The sequence below is a fragment of the Nocardioides marinquilinus genome (assembly GCF_039543705.1).
In the GTDB taxonomy this organism is placed as follows: Bacteria; Actinomycetota; Actinomycetes; order Propionibacteriales; family Nocardioidaceae; genus Nocardioides; species Nocardioides marinquilinus.
On record NZ_BAABKG010000007.1, the window covers coordinates 150734 to 166239 of the forward strand.

Genomic DNA, 15506 nt, shown 5'->3' on the forward strand with positions numbered 1-15506 from the left:
CGGCCCGTCCCGTCCCACCGTCGTGGAGCGGCGAGCCTACGGGCGTGCCACCACCGCCGACACCTGCTTTCGCACGCCCAGGCAAAGAGTCCCGCGAAAGCCCGCGGGCCCGGGCCGCGCCCGGCAGACTCCAGACCGTCTGTCCAGACTCTCGAGGGGACTGCCATGGAGACCGAGCGCGAGATCCGGGCCGCGACGCCGACGACGCACGACGCGGCGGCGGAGGTGCGGCGGGTCGCCGCCCCGGTCGCCGCGGCCCCGGTGCCCCTGCAGGTCGGGCACGCCGAGGACGTCGCCGAGACCGAGGCCGACCGCATGGCCGACACCGCGCTGCGCCGGCTGGCCGGCTCCGAGGCGGCCGTCGCGCCCGTGGCCGACCAGCACCAGCACGGTCCCGGGTGCGAGCACGTGCGACGCCGCATGGGCGGCAGCGGCGGTGCCGTCGTCGGCCGGGAGGGCGGCGCGCTCGACGCCGACACCAGCGGCGAGATCAACAGTCACCGCGGCGGTGGTCGCCAGATGGAGTCCGGCGTCCTCGACCGCATGCAGACCGCGTTCGGACGCGACTTCTCCGGTGTCCGCATCCACGACGACGCACCCGCGGCCCGGTTGAACCGCATGGTCAGTGCCCGCGCCTTCACCACCGGTCGGGACGTCTTCTTCGGCGCGGGCGAGTACCAGCCCGGGACGGCGGCGGGCGAGCGCGTGCTCGCCCACGAGCTGGCCCACACCGTGCAGCAGGAGTCGACCGTCTCGCGGCTGGTCCAGCGCAAGGCCTCGAAGGTCCAGGACAACGTCGCCGCCCTCGAGTCCATCGAGCGCACGCTCCGGCTGCTGCGCGACCACCGCTTCGGCTCGGCCGACCGCGAGCGGGCTCGTATCCCCAGGAGCGGGATGTTCGGCTCCCGCACGGCGCCGCACTCCAAGATGGGCCTGGCCGAGATGGAGCGCGCCAAGGAGGCGGCCAAGAAGGTCGGCAAGACCCTGGCCAAGAAGGGGACGCCGGCCACCGACGTCGCCAAGCTGCTGGCGCAGTCCGCCGGCGCGGTCTACGACGAGTTCGCCGCCGCGCAGGGCGCGGTCGACCAGCAGTACGAGGGCGACCTGGCCCGCATCGGCGCCAAGGCCGTCGAGGCGCTGGCTGTGGGCCTGACGCCCGAGGTCCTGGCCGCCGAGCCGCAGGTGCAGGAGATCTTCGGCAAGGGGGCCGCCGAGCACCAGGACATGATCGCCTCGGGCAAGGGCCGGTTGAACGAGCTGATCGAGAGCGGCGAGATCGAGTCGAGCGGCTTCCACGGCACCAGCTCGCCGATCCTCGCGGGTCTCGCCTCGGGGGGTGGCGAGCTGCTGTCGATGAAGCAGCTGGCCAGCAAGAACATCGCCCAGACCACCGGCGAGGGCGACACCCTCAGCGGCGCGGCCGGGCTCAAGGACGACATCTCGATCGGCATGGGCGAGGCCGGCCTCGGCACGAGTGCCGTCTACGCCGCTCTCGGCATGAAGGTGACGCACTACAACGCCACTCTCTACACCTACGACGAGCTGGTCGAGGAGATCCGCAAGCTGAAGATCCTGAAGGACCTCGCTGCCTTCAAGCTCGAGAAGCTCGACATCCCCGCCATGCAGCAGGCCGCCAACGACCTCGGCGTGCCGGTCGGGCTGCTCACCGGCATGATCCAGCGCATCACGCCGGGCAAGGACGGCTCGGCGGCCAGCCTGCACAAGCGGCTCACCGACGAGCTGAAGACCCGTCGCAAGTTCCCCAAGGGCAGCCCACGCCGCGAGGGTGGTGAGCACAACGCCACCACCTACCCGATCCTGTTCGAGTTCGGGATCGAGAAGGTCACGAGCCAGGAGTACGCCGACGGCAAGGCCACCAGCGGTGGCACGGTCGGTGCGAACACGTCGGGCACGCTGCCCGGCGAGGGTGTCGTCAAGGGTCGTATCCCGCTCGGCACCACGCTCAAGCGCGCGTGGTGCCCGGCCGCCAACGTCAAGACCTTGAAGGCCGAGCTGAAGAAGATGTTCCCCGGCCTGGACGCCGAGGTGCTGCCGCTCGAGGCCCTGCAGGCCCTGCCGCGGGGAGAGGGCCGCGGTGGCGAGGTGCTCTGGAGCACCTTCAAGAAGATGAAGGGCGAGGCGGCCAACATGGAGACCGCCCGCGACCTCCTGGCCGCTTCGCAGCAGAACCCCTGAGGTGGCCACGCCCACGCTGGTCGCCCCACCGACGCCCTACCTCGTGGTGGCCGACCCGGAGCAGCCCGACGAGCCGCTGGGGTTCGTGCACCGGCCGGACGACGCACCCGCCTGGCGCTACGCCTTCGCCCCGACGGCCGAGGGCGCCGAGGCGCTGCGCCGGCTGCTCGACCTGGTCGGGCAGCTCGGTTCGGCGTCCGGGGCCGGGCACTCCGACCTGCCCCGGGCACGGTACGACGCCGACGGCGTTCCGCTGACCGACGACGACGGCGCCCTCGTGCTCGACGGTGTGGCGGAGGCCGACGGCGACCGGGTGGCCTGGTTGCGCAGCCTCGCTGCCTTCGCCGACGCGCTGTTCGCGGTCGAGGTCGTCACCGGCTGAGAGGGCGACCGCAACGCGGCGGCGGCGCTCAGAGCAGCGGGCGCAGCGGGCGCAGCAGGGCCTCGGTGAAGCGGCGGTGCAGGTCGCGGGTCTCCCAGTCGGCGCTGGTGAGCGGGGCGCAGTTGCCCTCGTCGGTGCGGAAGACGTCCTCGAGGGCGGCGGCCAGGCCGCGGTCGATGACCTCGACGTTGATCTCGTAGTTGCCGGTGAGGCTGAGCCGGTCGATGTTGGCGGTGCCGACCGTCGTCCAGTTGCCGTCGACGGTGGCGGTCTTGGCGTGCACCATCGCGCCGCGGAAGCGCAGGATCTTCACGCCCGCCTCGAGCAGCTGGGAGAAGTAGCCGCGCGAGATCCAGTCGGCCACGATGTGGTTCGACTTCAGCGGCACCAGCAGGCGGACGTCGACGCCGCGGCGGGCGGCGTCCTTCATCGCGTCGACGAAGTCCTGGTCGGGGATGAAGTAGGCGGTGGTCAGCCACACGTTCTTGCTGGCGCGGTTGATCGCCTCGAGGTACATCGCCCGGATCGGGAACATCCACAGCCGCGGCACGTTGCGCTGCACCCGGATGCGCGGCTCCCACGTGGAGGCAGTCTCGAGCAGCAGCGGCCGCTCGCTGTGGCGGATGCGGCGGCGCCGGTGCAGGTTCCAGAAGTCGGCGAAGGCGCGCTTGAGGTCCCACACCCCGGGGCCGGTGACCCGCACGTGGGTGTCGCGCCACTCGGTCTCGTAGGCGTCACCGATGTTGTAGCCGCCGACGAAGCCGACGGCGTCGTCGACCACGAGGATCTTGCGGTGGTCGCGGCCGTAGCGACGCAGGTCGAAGAACCGCCACCCGGCCGCGTAGACCGGGTACTTGAGCACCTTCATCGACGGCGGGAAGTGCTTGAAGACCGGCGAGACGACGAGGTTGGCGAACCCGTCGTAGATGCAGTAGACCTCCACGCCGCGGTCGGCCGCCTGCGCCAGCGCCCGCTTGAACCGCTCGCCGGTGCGGTCGCCCTTCCAGATGTAGGTCTCGAAGAGGATCTGCCGCTGGGCGCCCTCGATGGCCGCGATCATGTCGTCGTAGAGGTCGCGGCCGTAGGTGTAGGTGGTGACCGTGCTCTCGCCGATGCTCACCTGGTTCGGCGGGGTGGTCGGGAACGGCTTGGGCTTCTTGCCGCGCCGGCGGTAGGAGTCGACGAGCGACATCGCGATCGCCACGACCAGCTGGACGCCGAGGATCGTGAGCATCACCCGGCGCAGGGTGCCCATCGACCGCTCCAGACCCGACCGCCACCTCACGTGGTCAACCTATCGGCCGTCGGATATCTCACGGGCCGCACCGCGAGACCGTCGCCCGACCGCGCCGGGGCGTGTCGTTGGATGCGGAGGTGACCAGCACCCTGCCCGACGTCGGCGGGCGCCGTCGCGCCGCGATGCTGGCGGCCGGCACGGTGGCGCAGTCCGGCTCGGCGGTGACGGTGCACGGCGCCCCGTTCCTCATCCCGGCCCTGCGCGACGACTACGGCCTCTCGCTCGCGGGCGCGGGCGTCGTGGCGGCCGCCCCGACGTTCGGCCTGGTGCTCACGCTCGTCGCGTGGGGGCTGGTGACCGACCGCCGCGGCGAGCGGTTCGCCCTGCTGGCCAGCCTCTCGCTCACCGTCGCCGCCGGCGTGCTCGCCGCCGTGCTCGGGACGACGCCCGCGGCCCTCGCCGTCCTGCTGTTCCTGGCCGGGGCGGCGTCCGGCGGCACCAACGCCGCGAGCGGACGCATCGTGGTGGGCTGGTTCCCGCCGCTGCGCCGGGGGCTCGCGATGGGCGTGCGGCAGATGGCCCAGCCGGCCGGCGTCGGCCTCGCCGCCCTCACCATCCCCGCGATCTCGACCACGACGGGCGTGCGCGCCGCGCTCGTGGTGCCGCTCGTCGTCGGGACGGCGGCGCTGCTGGCCGTCGCCGTGGTCGTGCTCGACCCGCCGCGCCCCGACCGGACGCCGGAGCGGTCGGCCTCGCCCTACCGCTCGTCCTACCTCCCCCGCATCCACGTCGCCTCCGCGCTGCTGGTGGTGCCGCAGTTCGCCGTGTGGACCTTCGCGCTCGTGTGGCTGGTCGACGACCGCGGCTGGTCGCCCGCCGCCGCGGGGACCCTCGTCGCCGTGGCCCAGCTGCTCGGTGCGCTCGGCCGGATCGCGGCCGGGCAGCTCTCGGACGCCGTCCGCTCCCGCCTGCGGCCACTGCAGTGGGTGGCGCTCAGCGGGGCGGGCGTGATGGCCGCGCTCGGGATCGCGGCCGGGGCGGGGTCGGCGGTCGCCGTCCCGCTGGTGGTGGTGGCCGCCGTGGTCACCGTGGCCTACAACGGCCTGGCCTACACCGCCGTCGCGGAGCGGGCCGGGCCGTTCTGGTCGGGCCGGGCGATGGGCCTGCAGAACACCGGTCAGTACCTGGTCGCCACCGCGGTGCCGCCGCTCGGCGGCCTGGCCGTCACCCACGCCGGCTACGCCTGGACCTTCGCGCTGGCCGGCGCCTTCGCCGTCGGCGCCTGCCTGCTCGTGCCCGCCGGCGACGAGGCCCTGCTGGGCCAGTAGCCCGTCAGTGCCTGGTCACCCTCGACGGCAGGTGCGTGCGGGGCGCCATGCGGGCGCCCCGGCGGGGACGGTGCAGCCCGGCCATCGCGATCAGCGCCGGCACCCGGCCGCGCTGCGGCCGGTAGGGCTCGAGGTAGGCCTCCATCTCGTCGTCGTCGAACGGCGTGCCGGTCAACGCCCAGCCGACGTCCTTGGCGACGTGGTAGTCGCCGAACGAGACCGAGTCGGGGTCGCCGAAGGTCTTCTGCATCACCTCGGCGGCGGTCCAGCGGCCGATGCCGGGCACGGTGCGCAGCAGCCGCTCGGCCTCCTCGGGCGGGCGGTCCGCCAGCCGCTCCAGCGAGTCGGCCACCCGGGCGGCGCGCACGATGGTGCGCGAGCGCGCGGGGTCGATGTGCAGCCGCAGCCACTCCCACGAGGGGACGACGCGCAGCTGCTCGGCCGTCGGCGCCACCCACAGACGCCGCTCGACGCCGGGGCCCGGCGCCCGCTCGCCGAAGCGGTGCACCAGCATGCGGAAGCCGGCGAAGGCCTCCTGACCGGTGACCTTCTGCTCGATGATCGCCGGCACCAGGGAGTCCATGACCAGGCCGCTGCGGCCCAGCCGGGCGTGCGGGAAGCGGCGGCGGGCCTCGGCGAGCACCGGGTGGCGCGGCTCGAAGCCGTCCCACGAGTCGGCGGCCCCCAGCAGGTCGGGCAGCGCGTCGAGCGCCCACTCGGCGCCCGGACCCCACGCCTCCGCCCGGACGACGCCCTCGGGGGCCCGCGACTCGACCACCGTGGTCACCGGGCCGAGCGGGGTGCGGGTGCCACGCCAGATGCGGCCGCCCTCGTCGACGCGGAAGGTCGGGTCGCCACCGCCGTGGCGTTGCTGGTGCAGCACGTGTCGCACCGGGCACGGCCAGTCGGGCCGCCACTCCCGCACCCGCCCCGCCGCGCTCACGACGTCCACCCTAGGAGCGGACGCCGACAGCCGCCGCGATCCGCTGGTCAGGCGGCGACGTCGGCGGTGCCGAAGGCGACGTTGAACCGGTCGCACCACACCACGACGGTGGTGAGGCCGTCGAGGTCGACGTCGTCGGGGATCTCGTAGTTCTGGTTGCCGTGGGTGGCCTTCAGCTCGCCGAGGCCGACGTAGCGACCGTCGTCGTAGGAGCCCCAGTCGCCGCCGCTGGGCGCGTCGGACAGTGCCACGTGCAGGTCGGGGCCGTCGGAGGAGGCGAGGTCCTCCAGCCGCACGAAGCGCGAGCCGTCGGCGGCCTCGACGACGACGGCCAGGCCGGTGGTCTCGTGCTCGGCGTCCTCGAACTCGCCGGAGCCGAGCACGGTGAGCCGCGGCTGCTGCGACGGCTCCTCGCTCGGCCGGGCGTCGCGCTCACGCGTCGTGCCGCCACCGGGGCGGGCGTCGGTGGTCTCGGCGACGTCGAGCACCGAGGTGTCGGCGTCGACGTCCTCGACGCCGGGGATGGCCTCGTCGGTGGTGCTCGACGTCCAGAGGCGCCAGGGCTCGAAGGCCCACAGCCCGACCCCGATCACGACGAGAGCGAGGGCGCCGACGATCCACTTCACCATGCCCCGGAACGGTAGTGGCGCGGACGGCCGCTCAGGTGAGCAGAAGTGTGTCGAGGCGCTTACGGACGACGAGCAGCCCGAGCAGGCCCATCACCACCAGGTAGACCACCGAGATCGCCGAGTCGATCGTCACCGTGCCGGTGGTGAGCTCGCGGCACAGCACCACGCCGCGGTAGAGCGGCGTGCACTCGACGACGACCTGCAGCCAGCGCTGGTCGAAGGCCTCCAGCGGGAAGAACGTCGCCGAGAACAGGAACATCGGCAGCTGGACCAGCGTGATCTTGTCGAAGTCCTGCCACGACGTCATCCACGTCGTCAGCGCCATGCACACCGCGCTGAAGGCGAACCCGATGAGCAGCGCGGCCGGCAGCGCCAGCACCGCCCACCACGAGGAGACCAGGCCCAGTGCGGCCATGACGAGCAGGAACGCCGCCGCGTACGACGCGCCGCGCAGCTGCGCCCAGATGATCTCGCCGCGCGCGATGTCGGCGGTGCGCAGCGGTGTCGCCAGCATCTGGTCGTAGAGCTTCTCGTAGCGCAGCTTGAAGAAGACGTTGAACGTGCTGTCGATCAGCGCGCCGTTGAAGGCGGACGCCGCCAGCATGCCGGGAGCGACGAACTCGGCGTAGGGGATCGACTGGCCGTTGAACTGGAAGCTGTCGATGAGCTGGCCGACGCCGATGCCGATCGAGAACAGGTAGAAGACCGGCTCGAGGAAGCCGGTGAGGAACAGCTTCCAGGCCTGGCGGTAGACGATGTAGTTGCGCTCGACGAGCAGCCGGGTGGCCTGCCAGGAGGTCAGCGGCCGCACCGCGGGGTCGGCGGCGGAGTCGGTGCTCACGAGACCAGCCGCCGCTCGAGCCCGGTGACCGACCAGCGCCACCCCACCGCGGTGAGCACGACGAGCACCGCGACGTTGACCAGCGCCACGACGGCGTCCACGTGGTCGACGGCGAGCATGCGCGACAGGTTCACGCCGTGCCACAGCGGCGTCAGCCGGGCCACCCAGGCGCCGACGTCGCCGAGGTTGGTGACGGGGAAGAACGCGCCGCTGAACAGGAACAGCGGGAACACCCCGAGACGGAACAGGACGCCGAACGCCTCCTCGGAGCGGATGCGGCAGGTGAAGCCGTAGACCAGGCCCGCGAACGCCGTCCCGGTGAGCACCTGCACGACGAAGGCGAGCAGCGCGCCCCACCAGGTGGCGAACACGCCGAACGGGGCGAGCGCCAGGTTGAAGACCGCGCAGGTGAGCGCGAGGCGGAAGACCACGAACCCGAGGTGCGCGGCGACGACGTCGCGCACGGCCAGCGGCGTGGCCAGCATCGACTCGTAGACCCGGTGCCACTTGATGTTGCCCATCACCGGGTAGGTCGTCTCGCTCACCGCGGTCTGCATGGCGTGCGCCGCGATCAGGCCCGGGACGACGAAGGTGAGGTAGGACGTCGCCCCCTCGAGCCGGTCGGGGTCGCCCTCGATGAAGCCGCCGAGCAGCACGCCCATCGCGAGCACGTAGAGCAGCGGCGAGGCGAAGCTGGTGAAGACCGTGGCGCGCCAGGTGCGCTTGGAGACCGTGGCCCAGTAGTCGACCTGGCGGCCGACCCCCTGGGCGAGCGACAGCCCGCTCCCCCGCTCGGCCCGGGCCTCACTCGACAAGGGTCCGGCCCGTCAGGCGCAGGAAGACGTCCTCGAGGGTGCTGCGGCGCACCAGGGTGGCGACGGGGTCGAGGCCGCGCTCGTGCACCTTCGCCAGGACGGCGTCGCCGTCGGCGGTGTAGACGAGCAGCCGGTCGGGCAGCACCTCGACCCGGTCGCCGAGGTCGCCGACCTTCTCGGCCAGCCGCTCGAGGTGGTCGGAGCCCTCGGCGCCGAGACCGAAGCGCAGCTCGGCGACCTCACGGGTGGAGTGCTCGCGGATGAGGTCGAGCGGCGAGCCCTCGGCCGCGATGAGGCCCTTGTCCATGACGACGAGGCGGTCGCACAGCTGCTCGGCCTCGTCCATGTAGTGGGTGGTGATGACGAGGGTGACGCCCTGCTGCTTGAGCCGGAACAGCTGGCCCCACAGCAGGTGACGCGCCTGCGGGTCGAGGCCGGTGGTGGGCTCGTCGAGCAGCAGCAGGTCGGGCCGGTTGACCAGGCTGCGGGCGATGGTCAGCCGCCGCTTCATGCCGCCCGAGAGGTCCTCGACGCGGCTCTTCGCCTTGTCGGTGAGGTTGACGAACTCGAGCAGCTCGTCGGTGCGGTCGCGGACGACGTCCTTGGCGATGCCGAAGTAGCGGCCGTAGATGTAGAGGTTGTCGCGCACGTTGAGCTCGTTGTCGAGCGTGTCCTCCTGCGGGCACACCCCCAGCCGGCCGCGGATCAGCGGGCCGTCGGTGGCGGGGTCCATGCCGAGGATGCGTAGCTCGCCGCCGCTGACCGGCGAGACCGCCGCGATCATGCGCATGGTGGACGACTTGCCCGCGCCGTTGGGGCCGAGGAAGCCGAAGGCCTCGCCGCGGCGGACGTCGAGGTCGATGCCCTTGACCGCCTCGAACGCCGACTCCCCCGAGCCGAACGTCTTGCGCAGACCACGCGCGTGGATCATCGACTCGCTCACGAGCCGCGAGGCTAGCCGTCGGCGGTGACAGCCGCGACGGAGTACCCCCGAGGCGCGCCGTCCGGCCTGCTCAGGGCTTCTTCGGACGACGCGGGCCGCGACCCGAGAGGGCGCCGGCGGCCTGCTTGAGGTCGGCGATCGCGCTGGGCGCCTCGGGGCCGTCGTCGCCGCCGTCCTGGTCGGCGACGGCGCCGACGGTCGACCAGAGCCCGACGGCGGCGTCCTGGACGTCGGCGAGCCGGTCGGCGTCGTAGTCGTCGAACGGGCCGCCGGGCGGCGGCTCGACGGGGGCGTCGGCCGCGGCCTGGGGGCTGGTGTCGGAACCGCCGGCCACGGCGGTGTGGTCCTGCACGAGGTCCTCGAGCACCCCGACCTCCTCCCCCTTGGCGAGGTTCTTGCCGTCGGTGAGCGACAGGGCGCCGCCGGCCACGAGGGTGGGCAGCGCGTCGAGCATCGTGTCGACGTGGGGGGCCATGGTGAAGGCCTCGGCGGCGGGCGAGACCGGCGCCGCGGCCTCGGGCTCGGGCAGGCCGCGCAGGTGCTCGGGCTTGTCGTCGTCCCAGAAGCCCTGGCCGTAGGCCACGACCTCGCCGTCGAGCTCATCGGCCTCGAGGTCGTCGTCGTACTCGCCGTACTCGTCCTCCTCCTCGTCCTCCTCCTTCTCGGGCATCTCGGTGCGCAGCGCGAGCCCGAAGGCGTCGTTGAGGGCCTCGAGCGCGGCCTTGGCGTCGCTGCCGGCGCGGGCGGCGCGGGGGCCGAAGACGGCGCGCAGCTCGGCGGGGCCCGGGGCGGCGGGGGCGTCGTCCTCGTCGTCCTCATCACCGCCGTAGACGGTCTCGGCGAGCTCGGCGGCCGCGGCGACGGCGGCGCGCAGCTCGGCCACCTTCACCTCGGCGGCCTCGGGGTCGACGGGGTCGGCGATCTGCAGCTGCACCAGCTCGTCGCGCAGCCGCCACACCTCGGCCAGCTGGGCGTCGTAGGCCTGACGGGCCGCCGGGTCGGCGTCGATGCCCCCGCCCGCGGACTCGGCGCCCTCGGCCCGGTCGAGCGCGACCCAGGCCTTGCCGAGCCGGGACTTGAACTCCAGCGCCTGGTTCCAGGCGTACTCGTGCTTGTCGAGCTCCTCCTGCTTGGCCGCCTCGTCGGTGAGGTGCGCGGTGGCCTCCTCGGTCATCCGGCCCCAGACGGTCTCGGAGACGAACTTCGCCACCCGCACCAGCTCGAGCGTGGCGGCGTCGGCCTCGCGCAGCTCGGTGGGGATGTCCTCCTTCTCCACCACGATCGGCTCGGCCTCGACGGCCGGCAGCCGCGGGCGGACGGCGAGGGCCAGCGCCGCCGGCTGCAGCGACCCGCCGGTGACGCGGCCGAGGGCCTCGGTGAACAGCTCGGCCCCCCACTCGGGGTAGCGGCCGACGACGGTGACGATCGACTCACCGCCGGCGGCGTCGCCCTCCGGTGCGCCGAACGTGGCCAGCAGGTCGAAGCGGCCGGGCCCGCTGCCGAGCTCGACGCGGTCGATGTCGAGGTCGAGGGCGCGGGCCGCGGGGCTGCCATTGATCGGGCCCAGCTTGGCGCGCTCGCGCTGCAGCCGGCTCAGCAGCATCGGGCCGGCCTCGGCGGCCACCGCGGTCAGGACGCCGTCGCGCCAGGTGCGCAGCGCCCGCAGCAGCGCGGCGGCCGCGTCGGCGCCGAACCGCTGCTGGGCGGCGCCCGGCCAGGCCCCGTCCGCCAGGCAGCCGGTGGCCTGGGCCCAGCTGCCGGCGAACGGACCGGTCAGCAGCCCCTGGAGTGGACCGCTCGGGCGCGTGTCGGAGGCGAGGGCGAGGACGTCGTCGTCCGAGAGCTCGGCGACTGCGGCGACGGTGGACGGGACGGTGACGGTGGTGAGCCCGGGCCCGTCGGTGCCGCCCTCGGCGCCGTCGGCGTCTCCCGTCTCGCCCGTCTCGCCGGCGGCGAGCGTGCCGGCGCCGCCGCGGCCGAGCAGCCGGGGAGCGGCCGGAGCCGAGACGTCGCCGGTGGCGGGCGGCTCGCCGACGAGCCGCCGCACGCCGCCGTCCTGGAGCATGCGGGTCACGCTGACCGGCGGCTGCAGCGTGTGGGCCAGCTCGTGGGCGAGCACCCGCTCGCCGTCCGGCGTCTCGGGCGCGTACTGGCCGGAGCCGAAGAAGATGTCCTTGCCGGTGGTGAAGGCGCGCGCGCTCACCTGGTGGTTGAGCTTCGCCGCGGTGGCGTCGTCGTGGATGCGGACGTTGCCGAGGCCGGTGCCGAACGCCGTCTCCATGCGGCGCAGCACCGGGCCCTCGAGCGGCCGGCCGCGGCCGACGCGGCTGCTGATGGCGGCGCTGGTGTCGCCGTCGAGCGCGCCGCCCTCGTAGCCCACGACGGGGGCGCCCGACGGCACCGGCGCCGGGGCGCGACGCACGTGGTCGCAGCCGGGGCCGTGCTGGTGGGCCTCGCCGTCTCCTCCGGCGCCACTGCCGGTGCCGGCCTCCTTCGCGGCCAGCCGACGCAGGGCGACGTCGGCGCGGGCGTCGGCGTCGGTCTCGGCGCGGTCCTCGGCGTGGCCCACCATGACGGTGCCCATCGCCATCGGCACCGGGGCGGCGGGCGCCGGCGGCTCGATCTCGGGCGCCTTGACCGGCACCGGGGTCGGGGCGTGCTCGTGCTCGTGGGTCAGCTCCACCGCGGCCTCCCCGGCGCGGCCGGCGACGGGCTCATCGCCGCGTCCCGGAGACGGCGGCGAGCCGCGGGTGGGCCGGTGGCCGGCGTCCCATCTTCACGTGCTCGCGGCGGACGGCGTCGTCGACGTGACGCATGCCGATCGGCACGCCCTGGGCGACCGCGGAGTAGACGGCCGAGAGCACCATGTTGCGGATGTCGCCGCCGGCCATCTCGACGTGCTCGCTCAGCCAGTCGAGGTCGACGACGTCGTCCTGGTCGAGCGTCAGATCCGCGAGGTGGTGCTCCCACAGCCGGCGACGGGTCTCGACGTCGGGGGCGGGGAAGGCGACCATGAAGTGCAGGCGGCGCGCGAAGGCGGGGTCGAGGTTGCTGCGCAGGTTGCTCGCCAGCACCGTGATGCCGTCGAACTGCTCCATGCGCTGGAGCAGGTAGGCGATCTCCTGGTTGGCGTAGCGGTCCTTGGAGTCCTTGACCGCCGAGCGCGAGCCGAAGATGGCGTCGGCCTCGTCGAAGAACAGCACCGCGTTGGTGGCCTCGGCCTCGGCGAAGACGCGCTCGAGATTCTTCTCGGTCTCGCCGATGTACTTGTCGACGACGCTGGAGATGTCGACCTGGTAGAGGTCCATGCCGAGCGAGTCGGCGATGACGTGCGCGGCGAGCGTCTTGCCGGTGCCCGGCGGGCCCGAGAACAGCGCGCAGATGCCGACGCCCTTGCCGCCCTTGCCGTGCAGCGGGCCGAGGGCGACCACCTCGTCGCGGTAGCGGGCCCAGTCGAGCAGGCGCTGCACCTCGCCCTTCGCGGCCGGCGGCAGCACGAGGTCGTCGAGGGTGGCGGCGGTCGAGGCGTTGGCGCGCACCGAGCGGCCGCGACTCAGGGTGCGGGCCGAGTGGCGCACGCGCTCGGGCGAGACGCCGTCCTCGCCGTTGACCGCGGCCGTGGCCTCGGCGTGGCGGCCGATGGTGGCGATCTGCTCGGGCGAGAGCGGCATCGCGGTGATCTCGCGGCTGGTGGCGGCGTCCCCCAGCATCGGGCGCCACAGCGCCTGCCGCTGCGCGACCGAGAGACGCGGGGCGAGCACGGTGACCGGCAGGTCGCCCGACCACTCGGGGTCCCAGGGCTCGACGCTGACCGCGCACACCGGAACCGCGGAGTGCCACAGCCAGTCGGGGCGGGCGCGCTCGGCGCCGACCAGGATCAGCACGGTGCCGGCGAGCCCGGCCTCGACGAGCAGCGCGGCGACGCCGTCCTCGACCGGGACGGCGGGGTCGAGCCGCGCGAGGTCGGCGACCATGCACGAGACGCCGACCTGGCGGCAGGCGGCCGCCGCCAGCGCGGCGCCGGCGCCACCACCGGGAGCGTGCACCCACACCAGGGCGTGGTCGGCCCGCAGCGCGGCGACCACGTGCTCGACGCCCTCGACCTCGACCGGGACGGCGTCGAGCAGCATCGAGAGCACGCGCTGCGGCGGGACGTCGTCGCCGCCGAGGTAGGCCGCGACCCGGTCGTTGACGACGAGCCGGCGACTGAGCAGGACGTCGGTGCCCGCGGCCTGCACCAGCCCGTAGCGCACCAGCGGCGACCGGGCGCCGAGGTGGGCGCGGGCCGAGCGGACGTCGGGCGCGACGCCGGCCAGCTCGAGGGCCAGGGCCGCGGTCGGTCGCCCGGGGCGGTCGTCACCCGAGAGCAGGCCGAGGAGCAGGTGGGCCGAGACGCTCTGCTCGGCGGCGACCGCCACCTCGAGCAGCGCCGTCTCGACCGGGGCGAGCCCGAAGGTGCGGGTGACGGTGGCGAGCAGCTCGGCGAGGCCGGCGTCCTCGCCGTCGGCCTGCAGGGCGGCCAGCGCGCCGCGGGCCTGGTCGGTGGAGGCCCACCCGAGCTCGGCGCGGCGCGCCACCGCGGCCTCGCACGCCGAGAGGAAGCCCATGTCGCGCGATGCTGCCAGAGGTGATGGGTTCGCGTGGGCGAATCGGGAGGCCGGTCACGACGCGCGGGACGTACCGTGCCGTCGTGGTCGCGCCGCGGGTGCTGGTGGAGGGTGACAGCGACCGGCGCGCGCTCGAGGTGCTGGCGCGGCGGCTGGGCGTCGCGTGCCCGGAGGTGGTGGTCATGCAGGGGATCACCAACCTGCCCGCGCACCTGCGCGACGCGGGGCCCGTGCGCCTGCTGCACGACGCCGGGGAGTCGGACTACGTCGCGCGGGTGCTGGCCCGGGTGCTCGTCGACGTCACCCCGTTCGTGTGCGACGCCGACCTCGAGGACGAGCTGATCCGCGCGGTCGGCGTCCCCGGTGTCCTGGCGGTGGTCGAGGCGCAGGGCGAGCGCGGCCGGTACGAGCGGATGGCGCAGCAGCCCGCCCAGCGCGACCGCCCCGACCACGCCCGCCTGCACCGCTGGCTCGGCGCCCGCAGCGGCCACAAGCTGACCTACGCCGGCCTGCTCGCCGACGCCGTCCCCCTGGACGACGTCCCCGCGGCGTTGCTGGGGGTGCTGGGGGTGGGGTCTGGGTCGCCTGCGTCGGGGCGGCGGTGAGCTGATGACCGAATCGGCCGCCCGATTGGGAACTGGCTCACCGCTGGGCGGGGGGTGAGCCGGGGCGGCGGTGAGCTGTTGACCGAATCGGCGACCGGAACGGGAACTGGCTCACCGCCGGGCGGGGGTGAGTCGGGGCGGCGGTGAGCTGGTGACCGAATCGCCCGCCCGATTGGGAACTGGCTCACCGCCGGACGGGGGTTCGCCGGGGCGGCGGTGACCTCGTTACCGAATCGGCCGCGCGAACGGGAACTGGCTCACCGCCACCGTCATCCGGCCCCGTCGGGCGGTGCCCCAGCCACCGAACCGACGTCCAGATCTGTGGCCCACGCACCGCCACCCGACCCGACCCCACCGGGCGGTGCCCCAGCCACCGAACTGACGTCCAGAACCGTGGCCCACGCACCGCCACCCGACCCAGCCACCCCAGCCACCCCGCCCCAGGCGCCGGGCGGACCGACCTCAGGCCCAGGCGGCGATCTGCGCCCGCGTGGGGTGCCAGGGCTCGAGGAGCAGCCGCATGCCGGCCTCGGACGGCGTCCGGTTGCCCTTGCGCTCGTTGCAGGAGCCGCAGGCGGCGACGGTGTTGAGCCAGGTCCAGGTGCCGCCGCGCGAGCGGGGCACGAGGTGGTCGACGGTCTGGGCGCGGGCGCCGCAGTAGGCGCAGCGGTGCCGGTCGCGGGCGAGCACGCCCTGGCGCGTGTAGCCGGCGGGCCGGTAGAGCCACTTGGTGGCCACGTAGCGCACCAGCCGCAGCGCGCGCGGCCACTGGTAGGGGCCGATCATCCGCTCGCCGTGCGCCTCGTGGACGACGGCGACCTCGCGCACCAGCATCTTCACCGCGTGCTTGAAGCTGACCCGGCCGAGCGGCTCGAAGGAGGCGTTGTAGAGCAGCACCGAGCCCATGAGCGTGGTCATGGCGCTACCCCCTCTCGCCCTTCGCAATGTGCCGAATCGTAGTCCGCGTGCGCGGAAACGGT

General features: G+C 74.0%; 13 protein-coding genes. 4 read left to right on the forward strand and 9 right to left on the reverse strand.

The window, feature by feature from the left end:
- Positions 1-165: 165 nt before the first annotated feature.
- Together ABEA04_RS21905 and ABEA04_RS21910 are read left to right on the forward strand one after the other, a co-directional pair.
- Positions 166-2196: an eCIS core domain-containing protein gene (locus ABEA04_RS21905; protein WP_345464082.1), complete on the forward strand. Its 2031-nt coding sequence runs from the start codon at positions 166-168 to the stop codon at positions 2194-2196.
- Position 2197: 1 nt separating this feature from the next.
- Entirely contained in the window at positions 2198-2578 is a 381-nt protein-coding gene (locus ABEA04_RS21910) for a hypothetical protein (RefSeq protein ID WP_345464085.1), read from the forward strand.
- 28 nt (positions 2579-2606) lie between these two features.
- Here ABEA04_RS21910 and ABEA04_RS21915 read toward each other — a convergent pair whose 3' ends face one another.
- Positions 2607-3863, reverse strand: coding sequence for a phospholipase D-like domain-containing protein (locus ABEA04_RS21915; protein WP_345464088.1), 1257 nt, complete (start codon positions 3861-3863; stop codon positions 2607-2609).
- Positions 3864-3952: 89 nt separating this feature from the next.
- On the opposite strand from ABEA04_RS21915, the gene ABEA04_RS21920 reads away from it, so the two are divergent.
- The gene (locus ABEA04_RS21920; protein ID WP_345464091.1) at positions 3953-5143 is read left to right on the forward strand and encodes an MFS transporter; all 1191 of its coding nucleotides are present in this window, start codon (positions 3953-3955) and stop codon (positions 5141-5143) included.
- A gap of 4 nt (positions 5144-5147) precedes the next feature.
- Here the strand turns inward: ABEA04_RS21920 and ABEA04_RS21925 are convergent, their stop codons facing one another.
- The 7 genes from ABEA04_RS21925 to ABEA04_RS21955 all read right to left on the reverse strand — a co-directional run bounded on the left by ABEA04_RS21925 (position 5148) and on the right by ABEA04_RS21955 (position 13921).
- Positions 5148-6086, reverse strand: coding sequence for a DNA-3-methyladenine glycosylase family protein (locus ABEA04_RS21925; protein ID WP_345464094.1), 939 nt, complete (start codon positions 6084-6086; stop codon positions 5148-5150).
- A gap of 47 nt (positions 6087-6133) precedes the next feature.
- Positions 6134-6715, reverse strand: coding sequence for a DM13 domain-containing protein (locus ABEA04_RS21930; RefSeq protein ID WP_345464097.1), 582 nt, complete (start codon positions 6713-6715; stop codon positions 6134-6136).
- 31 nt (positions 6716-6746) lie between these two features.
- Positions 6747-7556 (reverse strand): ABC transporter permease, encoded by an 810-nt coding sequence (locus ABEA04_RS21935; protein WP_345464100.1) that lies wholly within the window; start codon positions 7554-7556, stop codon positions 6747-6749.
- Positions 7553-8371 carry an ABC transporter permease gene (locus ABEA04_RS21940; RefSeq protein WP_345464103.1) on the reverse strand — a complete coding sequence of 273 codons (819 nt, stop codon included), beginning with the start codon at positions 8369-8371 and terminating at the stop codon, positions 7553-7555. The genes ABEA04_RS21935 and ABEA04_RS21940 overlap by 4 nt, the downstream gene beginning before the upstream one ends.
- Positions 8361-9314, reverse strand: a complete 954-nt coding sequence (locus ABEA04_RS21945) for an ABC transporter ATP-binding protein (protein WP_425577062.1) — start codon at positions 9312-9314, stop codon at positions 8361-8363. The genes ABEA04_RS21940 and ABEA04_RS21945 overlap by 11 nt, the downstream gene beginning before the upstream one ends.
- 70 nt (positions 9315-9384) lie before the next feature.
- Positions 9385-11997 carry an eCIS core domain-containing protein gene (locus ABEA04_RS21950; RefSeq protein WP_345464106.1) on the reverse strand — a complete coding sequence of 871 codons (2613 nt, stop codon included), beginning with the start codon at positions 11995-11997 and terminating at the stop codon, positions 9385-9387.
- Positions 11998-12028: 31 nt separating this feature from the next.
- Positions 12029-13921 carry an ATP-binding protein gene (locus ABEA04_RS21955; RefSeq protein WP_345464109.1) on the reverse strand — a complete coding sequence of 631 codons (1893 nt, stop codon included), beginning with the start codon at positions 13919-13921 and terminating at the stop codon, positions 12029-12031.
- A gap of 83 nt (positions 13922-14004) precedes the next feature.
- On the opposite strand from ABEA04_RS21955, the gene ABEA04_RS21960 reads away from it, so the two are divergent.
- Positions 14005-14526, forward strand: a complete 522-nt coding sequence (locus tag ABEA04_RS21960) for a hypothetical protein (RefSeq protein WP_345464112.1) — start codon at positions 14005-14007, stop codon at positions 14524-14526.
- A gap of 462 nt (positions 14527-14988) precedes the next feature.
- Here ABEA04_RS21960 and ABEA04_RS21965 read toward each other — a convergent pair whose 3' ends face one another.
- Positions 14989-15444: an HNH endonuclease gene (locus ABEA04_RS21965; RefSeq protein WP_345464115.1), complete on the reverse strand. Its 456-nt coding sequence runs from the start codon at positions 15442-15444 to the stop codon at positions 14989-14991.
- Between the last annotated feature and the right edge of the window lie 62 nt (positions 15445-15506).